Annotated in this window: 16 protein-coding genes and 1 other RNA gene; 3 read left to right on the top strand and 14 right to left on the bottom strand. The window is 59.6% G+C overall.

Annotated elements, in window-relative coordinates; genetic code table 11:
* Positions 1 to 19: 19 nt before the first annotated feature.
* The 8 genes from gspF to ffs form a co-directional block, all read right to left on the bottom strand.
* Complete coding sequence (gspF, locus tag AWX27_RS15070; RefSeq protein WP_060423402.1) at positions 20 to 1,231, bottom strand: type II secretion system inner membrane protein GspF; 1,212 nt, start codon at positions 1,229 to 1,231, stop codon at positions 20 to 22.
* The gene (gene gspE, locus AWX27_RS15065; RefSeq protein ID WP_060423399.1) at positions 1,221 to 2,717 is read right to left on the bottom strand and encodes a type II secretion system ATPase GspE; all 1,497 of its coding nucleotides are present in this window, start codon (positions 2,715 to 2,717) and stop codon (positions 1,221 to 1,223) included. The genes gspF and gspE overlap by 11 nt, the downstream gene beginning before the upstream one ends.
* Positions 2,714 to 4,603, bottom strand: a complete 1,890-nt coding sequence (gene gspD, locus AWX27_RS15060; RefSeq protein ID WP_060423705.1) for a type II secretion system secretin GspD — start codon at positions 4,601 to 4,603, stop codon at positions 2,714 to 2,716. The genes gspE and gspD overlap by 4 nt, the downstream gene beginning before the upstream one ends.
* A gap of 126 nt (positions 4,604 to 4,729) precedes the next feature.
* Positions 4,730 to 5,233: a type II secretion system protein N gene (locus AWX27_RS15055; RefSeq protein WP_072265459.1), complete on the bottom strand. Its 504-nt coding sequence runs from the start codon at positions 5,231 to 5,233 to the stop codon at positions 4,730 to 4,732.
* A gap of 30 nt (positions 5,234 to 5,263) precedes the next feature.
* Complete coding sequence (locus tag AWX27_RS15050) at positions 5,264 to 5,749, bottom strand: winged helix-turn-helix domain-containing protein (RefSeq protein WP_060423394.1); 486 nt, start codon at positions 5,747 to 5,749, stop codon at positions 5,264 to 5,266.
* Positions 5,750 to 6,152: 403 nt separating this feature from the next.
* Positions 6,153 to 6,647: a FidL-like protein gene (locus tag AWX27_RS15045; protein ID WP_047728690.1), complete on the bottom strand. Its 495-nt coding sequence runs from the start codon at positions 6,645 to 6,647 to the stop codon at positions 6,153 to 6,155.
* On the bottom strand, positions 6,632 to 7,429 hold the full coding sequence (locus AWX27_RS15040) for a winged helix-turn-helix domain-containing protein (protein ID WP_060423389.1): 798 nt from the start codon (positions 7,427 to 7,429) through the stop codon (positions 6,632 to 6,634). The genes AWX27_RS15045 and AWX27_RS15040 overlap by 16 nt, the downstream gene beginning before the upstream one ends.
* A 358-nt stretch (positions 7,430 to 7,787) precedes the next feature.
* Positions 7,788 to 7,884, bottom strand: an RNA gene (ffs, locus tag AWX27_RS15035) — signal recognition particle sRNA small type.
* Between the two features lie 156 nt (positions 7,885 to 8,040).
* On the opposite strand from ffs, the gene AWX27_RS15030 reads away from it, so the two are divergent.
* Positions 8,041 to 8,355, top strand: coding sequence for an MGMT family protein (locus AWX27_RS15030; protein WP_033642088.1), 315 nt, complete (start codon positions 8,041 to 8,043; stop codon positions 8,353 to 8,355).
* A 64-nt stretch (positions 8,356 to 8,419) separates the two neighbouring features.
* Here the strand turns inward: AWX27_RS15030 and AWX27_RS15025 are convergent, their stop codons facing one another.
* Complete coding sequence (locus AWX27_RS15025; RefSeq protein ID WP_016928846.1) at positions 8,420 to 8,911, bottom strand: YbaY family lipoprotein; 492 nt, start codon at positions 8,909 to 8,911, stop codon at positions 8,420 to 8,422.
* Between the two features lie 231 nt (positions 8,912 to 9,142).
* On the opposite strand from AWX27_RS15025, the gene tesB reads away from it, so the two are divergent.
* Positions 9,143 to 10,006 carry an acyl-CoA thioesterase II gene (gene tesB, locus AWX27_RS15020; protein WP_004940320.1) on the top strand — a complete coding sequence of 288 codons (864 nt, stop codon included), beginning with the start codon at positions 9,143 to 9,145 and terminating at the stop codon, positions 10,004 to 10,006.
* 90 nt (positions 10,007 to 10,096) lie between these two features.
* Here tesB and amtB read toward each other — a convergent pair whose 3' ends face one another.
* From amtB to AWX27_RS14995, 5 genes are all read right to left on the bottom strand, one after another.
* Complete coding sequence (gene amtB, locus AWX27_RS15015; RefSeq protein WP_038876195.1) at positions 10,097 to 11,383, bottom strand: ammonium transporter AmtB; 1,287 nt, start codon at positions 11,381 to 11,383, stop codon at positions 10,097 to 10,099.
* 36 nt (positions 11,384 to 11,419) lie between these two features.
* Positions 11,420 to 11,758, bottom strand: coding sequence for a P-II family nitrogen regulator (gene glnK, locus AWX27_RS15010; protein WP_004940327.1), 339 nt, complete (start codon positions 11,756 to 11,758; stop codon positions 11,420 to 11,422).
* Positions 11,759 to 12,036: 278 nt separating this feature from the next.
* Complete coding sequence (gene smdB, locus AWX27_RS15005) at positions 12,037 to 13,815, bottom strand: multidrug efflux ABC transporter permease/ATP-binding subunit SmdB (RefSeq protein WP_055312256.1); 1,779 nt, start codon at positions 13,813 to 13,815, stop codon at positions 12,037 to 12,039.
* The gene (gene smdA, locus AWX27_RS15000; protein WP_060423384.1) at positions 13,808 to 15,583 is read right to left on the bottom strand and encodes a multidrug efflux ABC transporter permease/ATP-binding subunit SmdA; all 1,776 of its coding nucleotides are present in this window, start codon (positions 15,581 to 15,583) and stop codon (positions 13,808 to 13,810) included. Before smdA ends, smdB begins: the two co-directional genes overlap by 8 nt.
* 92 nt (positions 15,584 to 15,675) lie before the next feature.
* On the bottom strand, positions 15,676 to 16,137 hold the full coding sequence (locus AWX27_RS14995; RefSeq protein WP_004940330.1) for an Lrp/AsnC family transcriptional regulator: 462 nt from the start codon (positions 16,135 to 16,137) through the stop codon (positions 15,676 to 15,678).
* 122 nt (positions 16,138 to 16,259) lie between these two features.
* On the opposite strand from AWX27_RS14995, the gene AWX27_RS14990 reads away from it, so the two are divergent.
* A complete protein-coding gene (locus AWX27_RS14990; RefSeq protein WP_015376851.1) occupies positions 16,260 to 17,300 on the top strand; it encodes a PLP-dependent cysteine synthase family protein in 1,041 nt (346 codons plus the stop codon).
* Positions 17,301 to 17,339: the final 39 nt, after the last annotated feature.

Below are 17,339 nucleotides of genomic sequence, written 5' to 3'. Positions count from 1 at the left end.
CTCTCCATTAACGGCATGATTAGCCGACCATATTATTGAGCTGCAATATCGGCTGCAGGATGGCCAAAATGATAAACAGCACCGAACCGGCCATCGCGATCACCAATAAAGGCTCAAACAGCCCCAGCGCCAGCGTGACTTGCCGGCCGAAGGCCTCCTGCTGCATCGTCGCCGCCCGTTCGAGCATCATGTCCAGCTCACCGCTGCGCTCGCCGGACATGATCATGTGCCGCATCATCGGCGAGAACAGCGCGGTGCCCTCAAGCGACGGCGACAATCCTTCGCCCTCCCGCACCCGCTCCATCGCCGCCAGCAGCCGTTCGCGGGCGGCATCGTTGCCCAACACGCCGGCGCTGATGCGCATCGCCTCCAGCAACGGCACCGCGCTGGCGTTCAAAATGCTCAGCGTTTTGGCGTAGCGCGCCGTGTTCACCGCCAGCGACAGCTTGCCGACCACCGGCAACCGCAGGATGAACGCATGCCAGCGCACGCGCCGCGCCGGATCCCGCAGGCGATAGCGGAACGCGCCAAGGCCCGTCAGCACCGATATCAGCGCCAACGCCCCCCATCGACGCAGCCCGTCGCTGGCGCCGAGCAGCATCCGGGTCGACAGCGGCAAGGTCTGCTTCATATGCACAAACTGTTCGATCACCTTCGGCACCACCGCCGTCAACAGGATCGCCACCACGCCGATTGCCACCGTCGTCAGCACCATCGGGTACACCAGCGCCTGCACGATTTTGTTCTTCATTTGCTGGCGCTGTTCGACGTAGTCGGCCAGCCGTTCCAGCACCGGCGCCAGATGGCCGGAAATCTCACCGGCGGCCACCATGGCGCAATAGAGGCGGTCAAAAATCTGCGGATGCTGACCCAGCGCCTGCGCCAGCGGAAAGCCCTCCAGAATGCGCTGCCGCACCTGAGCCAACGCCGCCTGCAGACCTTTTTTCTCCGTTTGCCGCGCCACCGCCATCAGCGCTTCCTCCAGCGGCAGCGCAGCGGACAGCAGCGTCGCCAGCTGCCGGGTCAACAGCGCCACATCGCCGCTGCTCACGCCGCTCATCCAGCGGCCGGCAAACATGCCGGCGAAAGCGGGCCGCCTGCGCGCTTGCACCGCCAGCACCTGCCACCCCTTTTCACGCAGGCGATCGCGGGCGTGGCGCAGAGAATCCGCCTCCAACACGCCGCGCTGGGCGCGCCCCTCACGATCGCAGGCGCGATAATCAAACTTCATCGCCGTCCCCTTCGCGCGTCACTCGCAGCACTTCCTCCAGGCTGGTCTCCCCGGCGCGCATTTTGGCGATCCCATCCTGGCGCAGCGGCAGATAGCGTTCGGCGGCCAGTTTCGCGATGTCCAGCTCGCCGTCACCGCGATGGATCGCCATGCGCATCGGTTCATCCAGCACCAACAGTTCGTGCAAGCCGATTCGGCCGTGATATCCCTGCCCGCCGCAGGCCTCGCACCCCAACGGGCGCCAGCAGGTCACCGCCGGCGTCGGGGGCAGCCCCAGCAGGTGCCGCTGCGCGTCAGGCAACGCATAAGGCTCACGGCACTGCGGGCACAGCCGGCGCACCAGGCGCTGCGCCAACACGCCGCTGAGCGAACTCGAAAGCAAGAACGGTTCGACCCCCATGTCCCGCAGCCGGGTCACGGCGCCGATCGCCGTGTTGGTATGCAGGGTCGACAGCACCAAATGCCCGGTCAATGAGGCCTGCACCGCGATCTGCGCCGTTTCGCCGTCGCGGATCTCACCGATCAGCACCACGTCGGGATCCTGACGCAGCAGCGCGCGCAGCCCGCGCGCGAAGGTCATGTCCACCTTGGGATTCACCTGCGTCTGCGCAATGCCGGCCAACTCATACTCGACGGGATCTTCGATCGTCATGATGTTGCGCTGTTCATCGTTGATCTGGCTCAGCAAGGTATAGAGCGTGGTGCTCTTGCCGGATCCGGTCGGCCCGGTGACCAAAATGATGCCGTGCGGCTGGCGGATCAGGCGCAGCAACGCCTGCTGGTGCGCCGGCGCCATGCCCAGGCTGGGCAGTTCGAGCCGCACGCCCTGTTTGTCCAACAGGCGCATGACCACGCGTTCGCCGTGGCTAGCCGGCATCACCGACACCCGCACGTCAATCGCTCGCCCGCCGACCTTCAGCGCCATGCGCCCATCCTGCGGCACGCGCTTCTCGGCGATATCCAGCTTCGACATCACCTTGATGCGCGACACCAGCAGCGCCGCCAGCTTGCGCTGCGGCGCCAAAATCCGCCGCAGCGCGCCGTCGATGCGAAAGCGGATCACCAGCTCGCTCTCGTAGGTTTCGATGTGGATATCGGAGGCGCGCTCTTTGATCGCCTCGCTCAGCAAGGCGTTGATCAGGCGGATAATCGGCGCATCGTCCTGTTCGTCCAACAGGTCTTGCTGCTGCGGCAGCTCCTCGGCCAGCGCGTAAAAATCCAGTTCGCCGCCCAGGTCGTCGATCATTTTCTGCGCCTGGCCGCTTTCCTGCTGGTAGTGCGCCACCAGCCGTTGATCAAAAGCCTCCGCCTCCAGCCGGGCCAGCGCCGGCTCGCCGGGCAGGCAGCGGTAGGCCTCCATCAATGCGGCGTGGCTCGTGTCAGGGTGACAATAAATCTGGATACCGTGCTGCCCGTCAACGGCCAGCACGCCATGCTGGCGCGCCCAGGAAAAAGGCAGCAGCGGCCCCGCAGAACGGGGCTTCACGGGCGTGCTCCCCGCGAATAAAACGCGTCGATACTTGCAACGGTGGCGAGAAACGCCCGATTGTCGAGCGCCTTCTTATCGCCGGCGATCTCGCCGCGCAGTGCGTCATTCAGCTCACGATCGTCCTGCTGTTCGGCGTCGAACTTGCCTAACTTGCGTTGGCTCTGCCGGGCATATCCCTCGGTGCTGCGAATGATGGTCGGGCGGATAAACAGCATCAAATTACGCTTGCTCGCTTTGGTGGCGGTCGAGCGAAACAGCGCCCCCACCAGCGGGATCTTGCCCAGGATCGGCACGCTGCTCTCCAGCTCCGAGTTGGACTTGTCCAACAGGCCGCCCACCACTACGGTTTCGCCGCTGTCCACCAGCACCGTGTTGTTAACCGTGCGGATATTGAAGGTCGCCCCCAGCGAATCCGGCGTAGCGCCGGCGCTTTCGGCAACGCTGGAGACCTCCTGTTCGATCTGCATCAGCACGGACTGGCCCTGGTTGATCTGCGGTTTGACCTTGAGTTTGATCCCCACCGTCTTGCGCGACACGGTATTGAAGACGTTATCGCTATTGGTGGTTTGCGAACCGGTCAGGATCGGCACATCCTGCCCGACGCTGAATTCCGCCTCGGCGTTATCCAGCGTGACGATGCTCGGCGTGGCCAGGATATTATTTTGGTTGTTGCTGGCGATGGCGGTCAGCAATACGCCCCAGTTACCGCTGTAGAAACCGGTCATCAGGCCGTTGGCCTTGCCGAACACGTCGCTCATGCCGTTTTCGAACCCCGCCGACACCCCGGGCATCTGGCCGGCGAACTGCGTGCCACCACCGTATTTGTTGGCCCACTGCACGCCGATGTTCAGCCCCTGCCCATCCTGCACTTCGACGATCACCGCTTCGACCAGCACCTGCGCGCGGCGCACGTCGAGCTTGGCGACCACCGCCTCCAGATCGCGCATCACATCCGGCGCGGCGGTGATGATCAGCGCATTGGTCTGCTCATCGGCCTTGATCACCACATTTTTCAGCAGCGCCACGTTGGCGGTGGCGCTCTCCTTCTCGTTTTGCAGGCCCGCACTCACGCCGGTCAACACCTCGACCAGGCTCTGCGCCTTGGCGTATTTGAGAGGGATAACCTGGGTATTGCCCTGGGTGACGCTCTTGTTATCCAGCTGGTCAATCAGTTCTTTGGCGTGTTCGCGGCTCCGATCATCCCCGGCGATCATCACGCTGTTGGTCCGCTCATCCGCCACCAGCCGCAGCGAGCTCGCGCCGGCCGTGCGCCGCTTGCCCTCTTCACGAAACAGTTCATTCACCATGCGCGCGATTTCCGGCGCCGCCGCATGCTTCAGCGCGAGAGTTTCGACCCGATTGCCATCGTCCTGATCCATCTCCCTGACGAGCTCGAGCAGGCCATTGACCACGCTGGCCCGGCCGGTGATCAACAGCGCGTTTCCCTGCTCGTAATGCGCCACGCTGCCCACGCCGATGCTGTCGTTGAGCTGGCGCAATATCGGCGAAACGTCTTTGGCCGCGATATTGCGCAGCGGTACCACGCGCATCACCACTTCATCCCCTTCGGCGATCGCCTCGCCGCCGTTTTGTGCCAGCGCGGCTCTTTTTCCCTCTTTGGCGGCGATCACCTTCAAGACGTTGTTGGGCATGCCGATGACCGTATAGCCATAGACATCCAGCACGTTGAGAAAGAACTGGTAATACTGCTTCTCGTCGAGCTGTTCATAGCTGCGCACCGTGACCTTACCTTTCACCGCCGGATCGATAATGATGGTTTTGCCCAGGTTTTTACTGACCGTATTGATAAATTCCTGAATGTCCGTGCCTTTGAAATTGGCGGAGAATTGCTCCGCGCGCGCCGCGCCAGCCAGCACAATCATGACGGCCACCGCCGCTAACGCGCGCCATAAGCCGGCGCTCCAGCCTGGGCCGGAACGATAAATAAAATGCGTAATCACAATGTCGCCTTATGCTATAAAACACCCCGCGCCGAAACGGCGCGCCGGCTACTCTTTAAACGTCAGCGTGGCGTAATAGCCGTTTTCATCGAGCAGTATTTTATTTTTCACTATCCGCACGATGACGGCATTGCTGCCGGCCAGACGGTCGCCAACGCCATAACCGGTTTGCTTGCCACCATGCTCGACGATGACCAGGCTTTTTTTGGCGTTATCGCTGAACAGCAAACCCGCTATCTTGCCAAGCGCAGCGGCTTCCGGTGCGTTAGCCAGCAGCTCGGCACCGATCGCCCATTCGCCGACTTTATACCCGTGCGCCTTTTCGCCGTCTTTCGCCGCTTGATAGCGGCCAAACCAGTGCGCGTCATTAATTTTTCCGATGTCCTCTTCCTGAGGAAAGACAATATGGCGCCCCGGCCCGGGCGCGTTTTCACGGCTCGGCTCAACGGGCGCGCCATCCCCGGCCATCATTCGCCACCCCAGCTGGAGCATGAACGCCAGATTCGTCAGAAAAAAAAGAAGCATAAAAAAGTCTATCAACCGTTTGCTCACGGCACCCCCGGTTATTCAACGGCGCCAACGCTAAGCGGAAATACCGACCACCATCGCGACGGAAAACAGCAGCGTGATGACCAGAGCCACTTTATAATTCACGGCGTCCAGCCACGTTCGCCGGCTCTTATTAGCCGATGATGACGGGCATTCCCCCTGCAAATTAGCGGCCGCACGCTCGCAGGCTTGAAAGCTCAACATCACGCCAAATCGGGGAATGGTCTTGATCACCTCGCCAGGAATACCGTGGCGGGAGAGCAAAGAGCGGCATTGGAATATCATCTGATAATAGTTATTGTCGCTGATGGTCTCATGGTTGCAAAACCAGACCGCGCGAATAATGTCGTTCTTCTTATAAATACCGCTCAACAGGCACAGCATGAAGCGCCGCTGTAATTCGGTCATTTCAATGAGCACATTCTCTTTTTTAAACAACAGCGTTTTTTCATTGTTGTTTAATATTACCAACTCATTTTCCAACAGAGTCTCGTTCAGGGCAATGTTATGTATGTCCATCTCTCGCCTATCAGTTTAATGAAGTTCAAAGGCCCTCTGTGCCATCACCTTTGCACGCATGCGGCGAGATGCATTTTCAATGAAAATTAATGGTTCGCCGTTTCAAGAGCGGCCTCAATTAATCATGCGAAAAACATTCATGCAACTTATTTCTTTAAAATAAACAATATAAAATTAATATGGTCACATCATATTACCTTAGATTCATTAAATCATTTAAAAACATGACGATAGCAGGTTTTATAAAATAGCTAAACCACCATTAAATTTGATTAATGATAAAGAAAATAGGCATTCACGCATAATAACCCATGTTATTAGTTGCGTGCTAAAAAGGCAGGAAGCGAGGATGTAAAGGGTAACAGAAATACACCTTAAGCTCACATAAAAAACGAGATAAAAATCAGGATTCGATATTACATAAAAACATCGGCGAGTAGGCATTGCTGAACATCAACGTATTCTTGTCTACGCTGCGAATATGATAAAACGTCGATTCATTGCTGAAAAAGTAAGTATACACCTCTTCCGGCAAGGTATCGCGCGGTGAATAATTCACCTCACCATAGTGGAAACGATAGAAACTGCCTTGCGAGACATAGCTGAAATTAACCCGTCGGTTGACGAAATACTTCTCTTCACCGTCGTTGGCCAGGCCCGACAAGATCATCACGCCCTTATCGCCCGACAAAAAGATGTAGTTTATTTTTAGCGACAGCTGGATGTCATCGTGTGCCGCCTGCGCGTCCAGCGAATTGAAATAATTGAACGTGGCGTTCGCTTCGCAGGAAAAATCACCGAACTCATGATGGCTGCGAACCAGGGAATACACCACGCTGCCAGTCAACACGCACAGGCCGACCAGCGTGGCTGACAAAATATTTAACTTTTTTTCCATGCCCGGATGTACTCGCTCTCACAATTATGCAAAACGGCCGCACTGTCCTTCGTGCATTTGGCGATAAACTGGCGTCCGCTGTCTTCATTGGCATTATGAGAACGGTTAACCTTGGTAATGACAATCTCACCGGGGCGGCAACGCTGGCCATAAAGATCCTTCCTGACCAAGAACTGCAAATAGTCGTCCTGATGATTCTCCAAAAAATGGCCGGCATAGTAGATCGGGCAGCCGTTTACCGTCCCCACGTAAGACAATACCTGCTTCTTTTCACTGTCGCGATGATGTTTGTAATAGATAAAGCACAGCGCCAGAAAAGATAATGGCACGACGATCGATAAGCTGCGCAGCAGAATAAAAAAATAGTGGTGGGTGTTTTTTGACGTTGCGGTCGGCGCAGCCAAGGGAACCGGGGCATCGGCAAGCGGTGGGGGATCGGGTAAATCAATCCGCAGTCGGTCGATCGGTATTATTCTATTGAGTCTATACCCCTTTTTAGAGAGGGTAACGATCAGGCGTTCATTGAAACCGACAGACGTCAATGCCCGCCGCGTCAGGCTGATATATTGATTCAACGTCGCCGAAGAGGCGCTCAGGCCGTGATCGGTCCACACCTGCTGCAACAGCGTATCCCGGCTCACCGCCTCGTGGCCATGCTCAAGCAAACATTTGAATACTCTAGAATTAACGCTGGATAAGAAAACTTCCCGTCCCTTCTTTATACTCTTCAATGAACCGTTTTCAGTGTTAAATGTAATATCTTTATCAATGATATAAATCATGTTCAGCCTGACAGCGCACACGGGTTATTATTTAAACTTATTCAGCGAGTTCGACGACCGCCGCGAAGCGCGGATAGTTTTTTCGCACAGAGAATAAACAATACTAACGCCATCCCAACAGGCGTGCAACTTTAAGAATTTTCCCTATGCCTGCGCCATTATTTGCCCCACAAATAACGATATAAACGCTATTTTTTTCACCGTCATCGGATCTGTTGGCAACCCTATAGGGGGAGAAGGGCAAAAACGGCGCAGAGGAAAAGACGCTCGCTCGCGGCGTGCGAAATGACGCTTGTGCAGCTGTCGACAGGAAGAATAACGGGGAAAAACGTTTTTGCGGGCCGCAAATGGGTGGGGACCCTGCCAGCTACATCCCGGCACACACGTCACCTGCTGCGGCTGCTTCCTTCCGGACCTGACCGAGTTCACAAGTTAGTGTTGCGGGAGAACCAACAGGGCCCCCATTGACGGCTTCTGTACTCCGAAGCGGTGGGCATTATCGGCGATGCCCTATCAAATAGCAAGCCAACCGGGACCAACCGCTGTTTTCTTACCCACCTGCGCTGTGGCACACTCTCCGCCTGGGTTTTGACTCGCGCAGGAACAGCAACATGCAACCAGAAGACGCCTCTTTCAGCCAGCGGGTATTCCACATCGTGGCCGCCATTCCTTACGGCAAAGTCACCACCTACGGCGAAGTTGCCCGGCTGGCCGGTTCACCGCGCGCCGCACGTCAGGTCGGCGGCGTGCTGCGGCGTTTGCCGGAAGGCAGCACGCTGCCCTGGCACCGGGTGATCAACCGCCACGGGCAGATATCGCAGCAGGGGGAGGATTTTCAACGGCAGCGGCAGGCATTGCTGGCGGAGGGGATTATTTTCGGCCCGCACAGCACGGTCGATTTCGATCGCTACGGCTGGCGCTGGTAAAACAAAACAGCCTTTGGCCGAAGCGCAAAGGCTGTTGATTTCATCTTGCTGTACCGCAGTAAGATTACTGCATGGCGGTTGGCGCAGCCTGAATCGGCACACCCTGAACCGGAACCAGCAGCAGATCGGCACGGGTGCCGTTGCGGTTGACCACTTCCTGGATGGTGTCGGTAATAAACATCAGTCGCCCGTTGACCGTCACCGCCGCGCTCAGAATGATACGCGCATTCGGTTGGATGTCGGACGGGTTATACGGCAGCGTAAAGCTGAACGGCGCCTGTTGCCCTTCAGTGCGTACCGCGCGCTGTGCAATCACTTTAGACGGCGCATCCGCCAGCGAGGCGTCAGAGAGGGTGACCGTCAGTACCGCGTCCGGCGGCAGCGCAATGCGCTGACGTATATTAACCGAACCTGTCACCGCCGGGCCCTGAATCTGCGTTTGCGCAGCCGCCGGGTTACCGGCCGCCTGTGTAGGCACATCAGCACTCTTTTGCGCGCATCCTGCCAGCGTGATCGTCAGTGCCGCGGCACCGCCTACGATTTGCCAGAGTTTCATGGATCGGTCTCCTTTTTTATTATCAACATGTTGGTGGCTTTCACCACCGCACCTATTAAACTTAGCACAAAACACTGACAAATCCACTTTGCTCCACCTATTAATCACTTAGCCTGTCCAAAGCGCCCACTATTAAGAGCATTCTCATCGGCCCTATAACGCAAGATGTTGACGCCGCGCCGTGATATTCCGCACACTGCGCAAAATGATTATTAGAAAGGTAACAACTTTATGAGCCAGGCATTGCAAAACCTCCTCGATCTGCTGGATCTGGAGAAAATCGAAGAAGGGCTGTTCCGCGGCCAGAGTGAAGATTTGGGGCTGCGCCAGGTGTTCGGCGGGCAGGTGGTCGGCCAGGCGCTGTACGCCGCCAAGCAGACGGTGCCGGATGAACGCAGCGTGCATTCGTTCCACAGCTACTTCCTGCGCCCGGGCGACAGCAGCAAGCCTATCGTTTACGACGTGGAAACCCTGCGCGACGGCAACAGCTTCAGCGCGCGCCGCGTCAGCGCCATCCAGCACGGTAAACCTATCTTCTATATGACCGCCTCCTTCCAGAGCCCGGAGGCGGGTTTCGAGCACCAGAACCTGATGCCGGACGTGCCGCCGCCGGAAGGGCTGCTGTCCGAATCAGAGATCGCCCAGAAGCTGGCGCATATGCTGCCGGAAAAAGTGCGCGAAAAATTTATCGGCCAAAAGCCGATCGAAATGCGCCCGGTGAAATTCCACAACCCGCTGAAAGGCAGCGTGGAAGAACCGCATCGCTACGTCTGGTTCCGCGCCAACGGCAGCATGCCGGACGATCAACGCATCCACCAATACCTGCTGGGCTACGCGTCGGACTTTAACTTCCTGCCGACCGCGCTGCAGCCGCACGGCGTCGGCTTCCTCGAGCCGGGCATGCAGGTGGCCACCATTGACCACTCCATGTGGTTCCATCGCCCGTTCCGCATGGATGACTGGCTGCTGTACGCGGTGGAGAGCTCCTCCGCCTCCGGCGCACGGGGCTTTGTTCGCGGCCAAATCTACACCCGCGACGGCGTCCTGGTCGCCACCACCGTGCAGGAAGGGGTGATTCGCCAGCGCGACGCCTGATCCGCAGCATAAAGAAAGGGGCGATGTTTCCATCGCCCCTGTCGGCTTCATCATTATTTTAGTCTTTAGCGCACTGCCCTGCTTCGAGTCTTATTGGTTGTAGGCGCTCTCGCCGTGGCTGTTGACGTCCAGCCCCTCGCGTTCCTGCTCTTCCGGCACTCTCAGGCCCACCATCGCGCCCGCGATCTTGAAGGCGATAAAGGCGGCGACGCTCGACCACACCAGCGTGATCAGCACGCTCACCAGCTGGATCCAGACCTGATGGCCCATCGTCACCCCTTCGGCGTAGCCGGTGCCGCCCAGTGAAGAGGCGGTGAACACGCCGGTCAGCAGGCAGCCGACGATGCCGCACACCCCGTGCACGCCGAACACGTCGCAGGTGTCGTCCACCTTCAGCCATTTCTTCAGCGTCACTACGCCCCACAGGCCGGCGACGCCGCCCACCAGGCCGATGATCAACGCCCCGCCCACGCCTACGGTGCCCGCCGCCGGCGTCACCGCAACCAACCCGGCGATCATGCCGGAGCAGGCGCCCAGCAGCGAAGGCTTGCCGCGCAGCACCCATTCGGCGAAGGTCCAGGAGAGAATGGCGCCCGCAGTGGCGACCACGGTGTTGAGGAATGCCAGGGCCGCAATGCCGTTGGCCGCGCTGGCGGAGCCGGCGTTAAAGCCGAACCAGCCGATATACAGGATGGACGCCCCGGTAAACACCATCGGCAGGTTGTGCGGTTTGAAGGCCTCTTTACCGAAGCCGGCGCGCTTGCCGATCAGGTAGGCGCCGACCAACCCGGCGCTGGCGGCGTTGATGTGCACTACGGTGCCGCCGGCGAAGTCCAATGCGCCGTCGGTGGCCAGGTAGCCGCCGCCCCACACCATGTGCGCGATCGGCAGATAAGACAGCGTGAACCACACAATCGCGAAGATCAGCACCGCCGAGAAGCGAATGCGTTCGGCGAAGCCGCCCACCACTAGTGCGACGGTGATACAGGCGAAGGACGCCTGGAAGGCGACGTGGATCATCTGGCTGATGCTGCCGGTGACGCTATCGATGCCGATGCCTTTCAGCATCGCCGTTTCGAACCCGCCAAATACCGCATTGCCCTCGCTGAACGCCAGGCTGTAGCCATACAGCACCCACAGCACGCAGACCAGCGCGAAGGTGACGGTGACCTGCGTCAGCATCGACAGCACGTTTTTGCCGCGCAGCAGGCCGCCGTAAAACAGCGCGATGCCCGGCAGCGTCATGAACAGCACCAACGCAGTGCAGATCATCATAAAGGCGTTGTCGGCCTTATCAGCGACCGCCGGGGCGGCCAGGGCCAAAGAAGGAACCAGGGTTACCGAACTCAGGCCCAACATGGATAACAGTCTTTTCATTATCAATCCATCCCCATCACTTAGCTGAGTTCGCGGTTACAGTGCCGATTCGTCGGTTTCGCCGGTGCGAATGCGGATCACGCGTTGCAACTCGGCAACGAAAATTTTGCCGTCGCCGATTTTGCCGGTGTAGGCGGCTTTGCTAATCACATCAACCACTTCATCCAACTGATCGTCAGCGATGGCGATGTCGATTTTGACCTTGGGCAGGAAGTTGACGTTATATTCGGCGCCGCGATACAGCTCGGCGTGCCCCTTCTGGCGGCCAAAGCCCTTCACTTCGGTTACGGTCAACCCCTGAATGCCCACGGAGGACAGAGCCTCGCGCACGTCCTCCAGCTTGAACGGTTTGATTACCACGGTCACCAGCTTCATATTGCCCCTCCACGAATTAAACCCAAACTCACCCCTGGTACGCGTCATATGTAGCAAGGCCTGTGCCAGATTTGATTTTGCATGACGATTCAGCGGATTAGCGGGAACGCGGGCACCATCAGACCGCGGCGCCATACCGATACCCTGAATTGATTAAATATCGCGCACTAATTTGGTGCGCATCGCGTCGAAAAAGTGCAGAAAGGGGGCATGGCGCAGGCGGGTTGCCTGCTTGTGGTGCGTGGGAAAAAAAGAAGGGCCGCGATCGCGGCCCATGCTCAGGCGGGTTGGCTCTCTTCGCGCACCGCTTCCGCCAGCTGCTCGCCCGCCAGCTGCAGCTGGTACATCTGGTAGTAGCGCCCCTGCTGCGCCAGCAGCTGCTGATGGTTGCCCTGCTCTACCGCCTGGCCGCGATGCAGCACCAGGATGGAATCGGCATCGACGATGGTCGACAGCCGGTGGGCGATCACCACCAGCGTGGTGTGCTCGCGGATCGCACGCAGCGCGCGCTGGATCGCCTGTTCGGTGCCCGAGTCGATATTGGCGGTCGCCTCGTCGAGGATCAGGATCTGCGGCGCCTGCACCAAGACCCGCGCCATCGCCAGCAGCTGTTTCTGCCCGACGGACAGGTTATTGCCCTGCTCTCCCAGCCGGGTGTGAATACCCTGCGGGAAGCCGCGCACCAGACTCGCCAGCTGCACCGTTTCCAGCGCCTGCCACACGGCGTCTTCCTCGATGTTGCGCCCCAACGTAACGTTGGCCAGCACCGAATCGGCGATCACCACCGGATCCTGCTGCACCATCGCCACGCCCTGGCGCAGCGTGCGGTGCGACAGGCTGGAGATCGGGCGGCCATCGAGACGCACTTCCCCCTCGCTGACCGGGTAATAGCCCATCAGCAGGTTGGCCAAGGTGCTCTTACCGCTGCCGGTATGCCCAACCAGCGCCACGAAACCGCGCGAAGGCACCGCCAGCGAAATGTGCTGCAGCACCTTTTTGTCCGCGCGGTAAGCGAAGCTCAGATCGGTGATGTCGATGCGGCCACCGGCCAGCGGACGATCGTCGGCGCCGTAACTCTGCTGGCTGCGATCCATCAGCTCGAAAATGCGTTCACCGGCCACCACCGCCTGCTGCAGGATCGACTGCTGCGACGTGAGCTCGATCAGCGGTTCGTTCAGGCGCCCCAGGTAGTTGATGAAGGCATAGAGCACGCCGACGCCAATCACCCCCTCGCCGCTGAAGCCGAACAGCATCAGCAGCCCGCACAGCACCAGCGCCGAAAACAGGCTGAGCAGCGGTCGCAGCAGGAAACCGTCGAGCCGCAGGGTCTGCATGCGCGCCAGATAGTGCGACTGACTGGCGGCGCTCATGCGTTCACCGAAGCGCACCTGCTGGCGGAACTGCTGAATCACGCCCATGCCGTTGATCACTTCGTTGAAACCGTCGTTGATGTCCGCCAGATAGCTGCGCACCCGGCGCACGATCGGCGTGCTGTAGTATTGATAGATGCCCATCACCACAAACACCGCCGGGAAGATGCAGACCGCCACCAGCGCCATGCGCCAGTCGAGGCTGAACATCGCCACCAGCATGGCACCGATCAGCGCGGCGCTTTTCAGCACCGTGGAGACCACCATCACGTACAGATCCTTGATCACCTCGGTGTCGTTGGTGACGCGCGAGATCAATTGCCCGACCGGCTGCGTGTCGAAGGCGCTGAGCGGCTGGCGCAGCGCGGCGTCCATCACGTCGGTGCGCAGCCGCTGGACCACCCCCACCGCCGCCTGGTTGAACAGCAGCGCCTGGAAGTAGTGCAGCGCCGCCGCCAGCAGCTCCAGCAGAATGTAAGCCGCCGCCAGCCCACCGACGATCGTCAGCGGCAGTTGCCCTTTGGCGACGTAATTATCGATAAAATAGCTCACCAGGATCGGCCCGGCGACTTCCGCCGCCGCCGCTATCCACAGCATCAGCACCGCCAGCCCCAGCGGTTTGCGGTACGGCGAGCCATAGGCCAGCAGCCGCTTCAGCGTCGGCCACAGCTTTTGCACTTTATTCATCGGCCAACGCCTCCTCGCCGTTTTCCGGCGCTTCATCCAGCGCCGCTTCCAGCTGCTGATAACGGTACATATCGCGATACCAGCCCGGCTGCGCCGCCAGCGCCACCGGATCGCCGCGCTGCGCAACGCCGCCGTGCTGCATCACCAGGATCTCGCTGGCTTCGGTCAAGGCCGACAGCCGGTGCGCGCTGATGATCACAGTGCGATCTTGCCCCCAGCTGCGCAGGTTGTGCAGGATCTGGTGTTCGGTACGGCCGTCCACCGCCGACAGCGCGTCGTCGAGGATCAGGATCTCCGCATCCAGCAGCAGCGCACGCGCAATGGAGATACGCTGTTTCTGCCCGCCCGACAGCATCACGCCGCGTTCGCCCACTTCGGTGTCATAGCCCTGTGGCAGCCGCAGAATGTCCTCATGGACGCTGGCCAACCGCGCCGCCTGTTCGATCTGCGCCTGCGTCGCCCCCGGATGGCCCAGCGCAATGTTGTTCGCCACGGTATCGGAGAACAGGAACGGCGTCTGGCTCACCACCGACAGCCGCGAACGCCAGTCGTCGAGTTTGACCTGCGGCAACGGCAGGCCGTGATAGCTGATCTGCCCTTGGTCGACGTCGAACTGGCGCTGGATCAGCGACAACAGCGTCGACTTGCCGGCACCGGTCGGCCCGCACAGCCCCAGCATCTGCCCCGGCTTCAGCGTCAGCGCCACGTCATGCAGCGCCGGATGCGGGTTTTCCGGGTAGTGGAACGCGCGGATATCCACGTCCAGCACGCCGCGGCCGGCCGGCAACGCCTGCGGGCCGTCCTGCACCGCCGGCGCCTCGTCGAGCAGGCTGCGGATGCGGCTGTAGGCCGCGCTGCCGCGTTCGACGATGTTGAACATCCAGGCCAGCGCCAGCATCGGCCAGATCATCAAGCCGAGATACATCACAAAGCTGGTCAGCTGCCCGAGCGTCAGCGACCCGTTCACCACCATCCAGCTGCCGCCGCCGATGGCCAGCAGGTTAGAGGCGCCGATGGCGATATAAATGGTCGGATCGAAGCGCGCATCCACCCGCGCCACGTGCATGTTCTTGGCGCCGGTCTGCGCCGCCACCTCGGCGAAGCGGTTGGATTGGTGATCTTCCAGCCCAAAGGCCTTGATCATGCGGATGCTGGTCATGCTTTCCTGCGCCTGATCGTTCAGGCTGGAAAACGCCGCCTGCGCCGATTTAAAGCGCTGGTGCAGCTGGTCGCCGTAATATTTGATGGCGATCGCCATCAGCGGCATCGGGATCAACGCCAGCACCGTCAGCTGCCAGCTGATTTGGGTGCTCATCACCACCAGCACCACCAGTCCCATCACCAGCGAGTCCACCAGCGTCAGCACGCCTTCGCCGGCGGCGAACACCACGCGGTCCACGTCGTTGGTAGCGCGCGCCATCAGATCGCCGGTGCGGTGGCGCAGGTAGAACGCCGGGTTTTGCCGGCTGAGTTGGCGGTAAAAGTTTTCGCGCAGCTCAACCGCCAGTTGGTAGGAGGCGCCGAACAACAACACCCGCCACACATAGCGCAGCAGGTAAACGACGATCGCGGTGCCGATCATCAGCCCGAGCCAAGCCATCAGCACGCCGGTAGACATTTGTTTTTCGGTGACGCCGTCCACGATGATGCCGACCAGCTTAGGCGGCAGCAGTTGCAGGATGGCGATGACGATCAGCAGCACCACCGCCCCGAGGTAGCGGCGCCACTCCCGGCGGAAGTACCAGCCGATTTGAGCAAATAATCTCACGCAGTTTGATTCCAGGGTTTTATGGGATTTGTCTCTTTTTCTGCTTCAGCAGAGCAGGATACCACCGTTGAGCCGCCCGTCCGGTGAACTTTTCACTCCGGCACCGGCAGCGCGGTGGTGTATTTGATTTTTTCCATGGCAAAGCTTGAGGTGACATCGATGAGGCCCGGTACGCCGTTCACCAGACGCTTATAAAAGCCGTCATAGCTTTTCATGTCCGCCACTTCGACCTGCATCAGATAGTCGTACTCCCCCGCCATGCGGTAGAACGCCAGCACCTCGGGCATCTGGCTGGTCAGTTGCACAAACGCCTGATACCACTCGCTGCTGTGCTGCTGGGTCTTGATCAACACGAACGCCGTCAGCCCCAGGCCGAGCTTTTCGTTATCCAGCAGCGCCACCCGGCCGCGGATATAGCCCTCGTCTTCCAGGCGCTTCAGCCGTTTCCAGCACGGCGTCGAGGTCAAATTGACCGCATCGGCCAGCGCCTGCAGCGACTGGGTGCAATCTTGCTGCAGCATGCACAGCAGCTTACGGTCTGTTTTATCTAACATAGCGGCCACCAGGAGAAAAATTTTCTCTCATTAGGCGATTAAACAGGGAAAATGGCAATCCTTTTTTCCTGCCGACAGGCTATGCTACGCCATAAACCAGCCCCCTATTTTGAGGCCAAATCATGACAAACTCTTGGGTAAAATATGCTATCGGTGAAATAGAAGCGGATTTTCAGCGCTCCGCCGATACGCACCTGATTCGCCTGAACCTGCCGGCGTTTCCAGGCATCTGCCTGTATTTGAAGGACGAGAGCACCCACCCGACCGGCAGCCTGAAACACCGCCTGGCGCGCTCGCTGTTCCTTTATGGCCTGTGCAACGGCTGGATCACCGAGAACACCACCATCATCGAGGCCTCTTCCGGCAGCACCGCGGTGTCCGAAGCCTACTTCGCTCGTCTGATCGGCCTGCCGTTCATCGCGGTGATGCCATCCTGCACCGCGCGCCGCAAGGTGGAGCAGATCGCCTTTTACGGCGGCCGCTGTCACTTCGTCGATCACGCAGCCCAGATCTACGCCGCCTCCGAACAGCTGGCGAAAGAACTGAACGGCCACTATATGGATCAGTTCACCTACGCCGAACGCGCCACCGACTGGCGCGGCAACAACAACATCGCCGACAGCATTTTCCGCCAGATGGCGCGTGAACCCTTCCCGGTGCCGAAACACATCGTGATGAGCGCCGGCACCGGCGGCACCTCCGCCACGCTGGGGCGCTACATCCGCTATCAGGGGCACGACACCCAATTGACGGTGGTCGATCCGGAAAATTCGGTGTTCTATGACTGCTTCCACCACGGCGATCGCACCCTGATCGGCAGCTGCGGCAGCCGTATCGAAGGCATCGGCCGCCCGCGCGCCGAGCCGTCGTTCATCCCGTCGGTGGTCGACAACATGCTGCGGGTGCCGGATGCCGCCAGCGTCGCCACCATTCACTGGCTGGAAGGCGTGTTAGGCCGCAAGGTTGGCGCCTCCACCGGCACCAACGTCTGGGGTGCGCTGCAGCTGGCGAAACAGATGCGGGAAAACGGCGAGCAAGGGTCGATCGTCACCCTGCTGTGCGACAGCGGCGAGCGTTATCTGGATACCTATTACAACCCGGAATGGGTCAGCAACAACATCGGCGATCTGCAGCCGTATCTGGCGCAGCTGGCGGATTTGTAACGCCAGGCTCCGGATAAAAAAAAGCCGGGTAGTCATACC

The sequence above is a fragment of the Serratia sp. 2880STDY5682894 genome (genome assembly GCF_001537385.1).
Taxonomy (GTDB): domain Bacteria; phylum Pseudomonadota; class Gammaproteobacteria; order Enterobacterales; family Enterobacteriaceae; genus Serratia; species Serratia nevei.
This window is presented reverse-complemented; position numbering and strand designations above follow the sequence as displayed.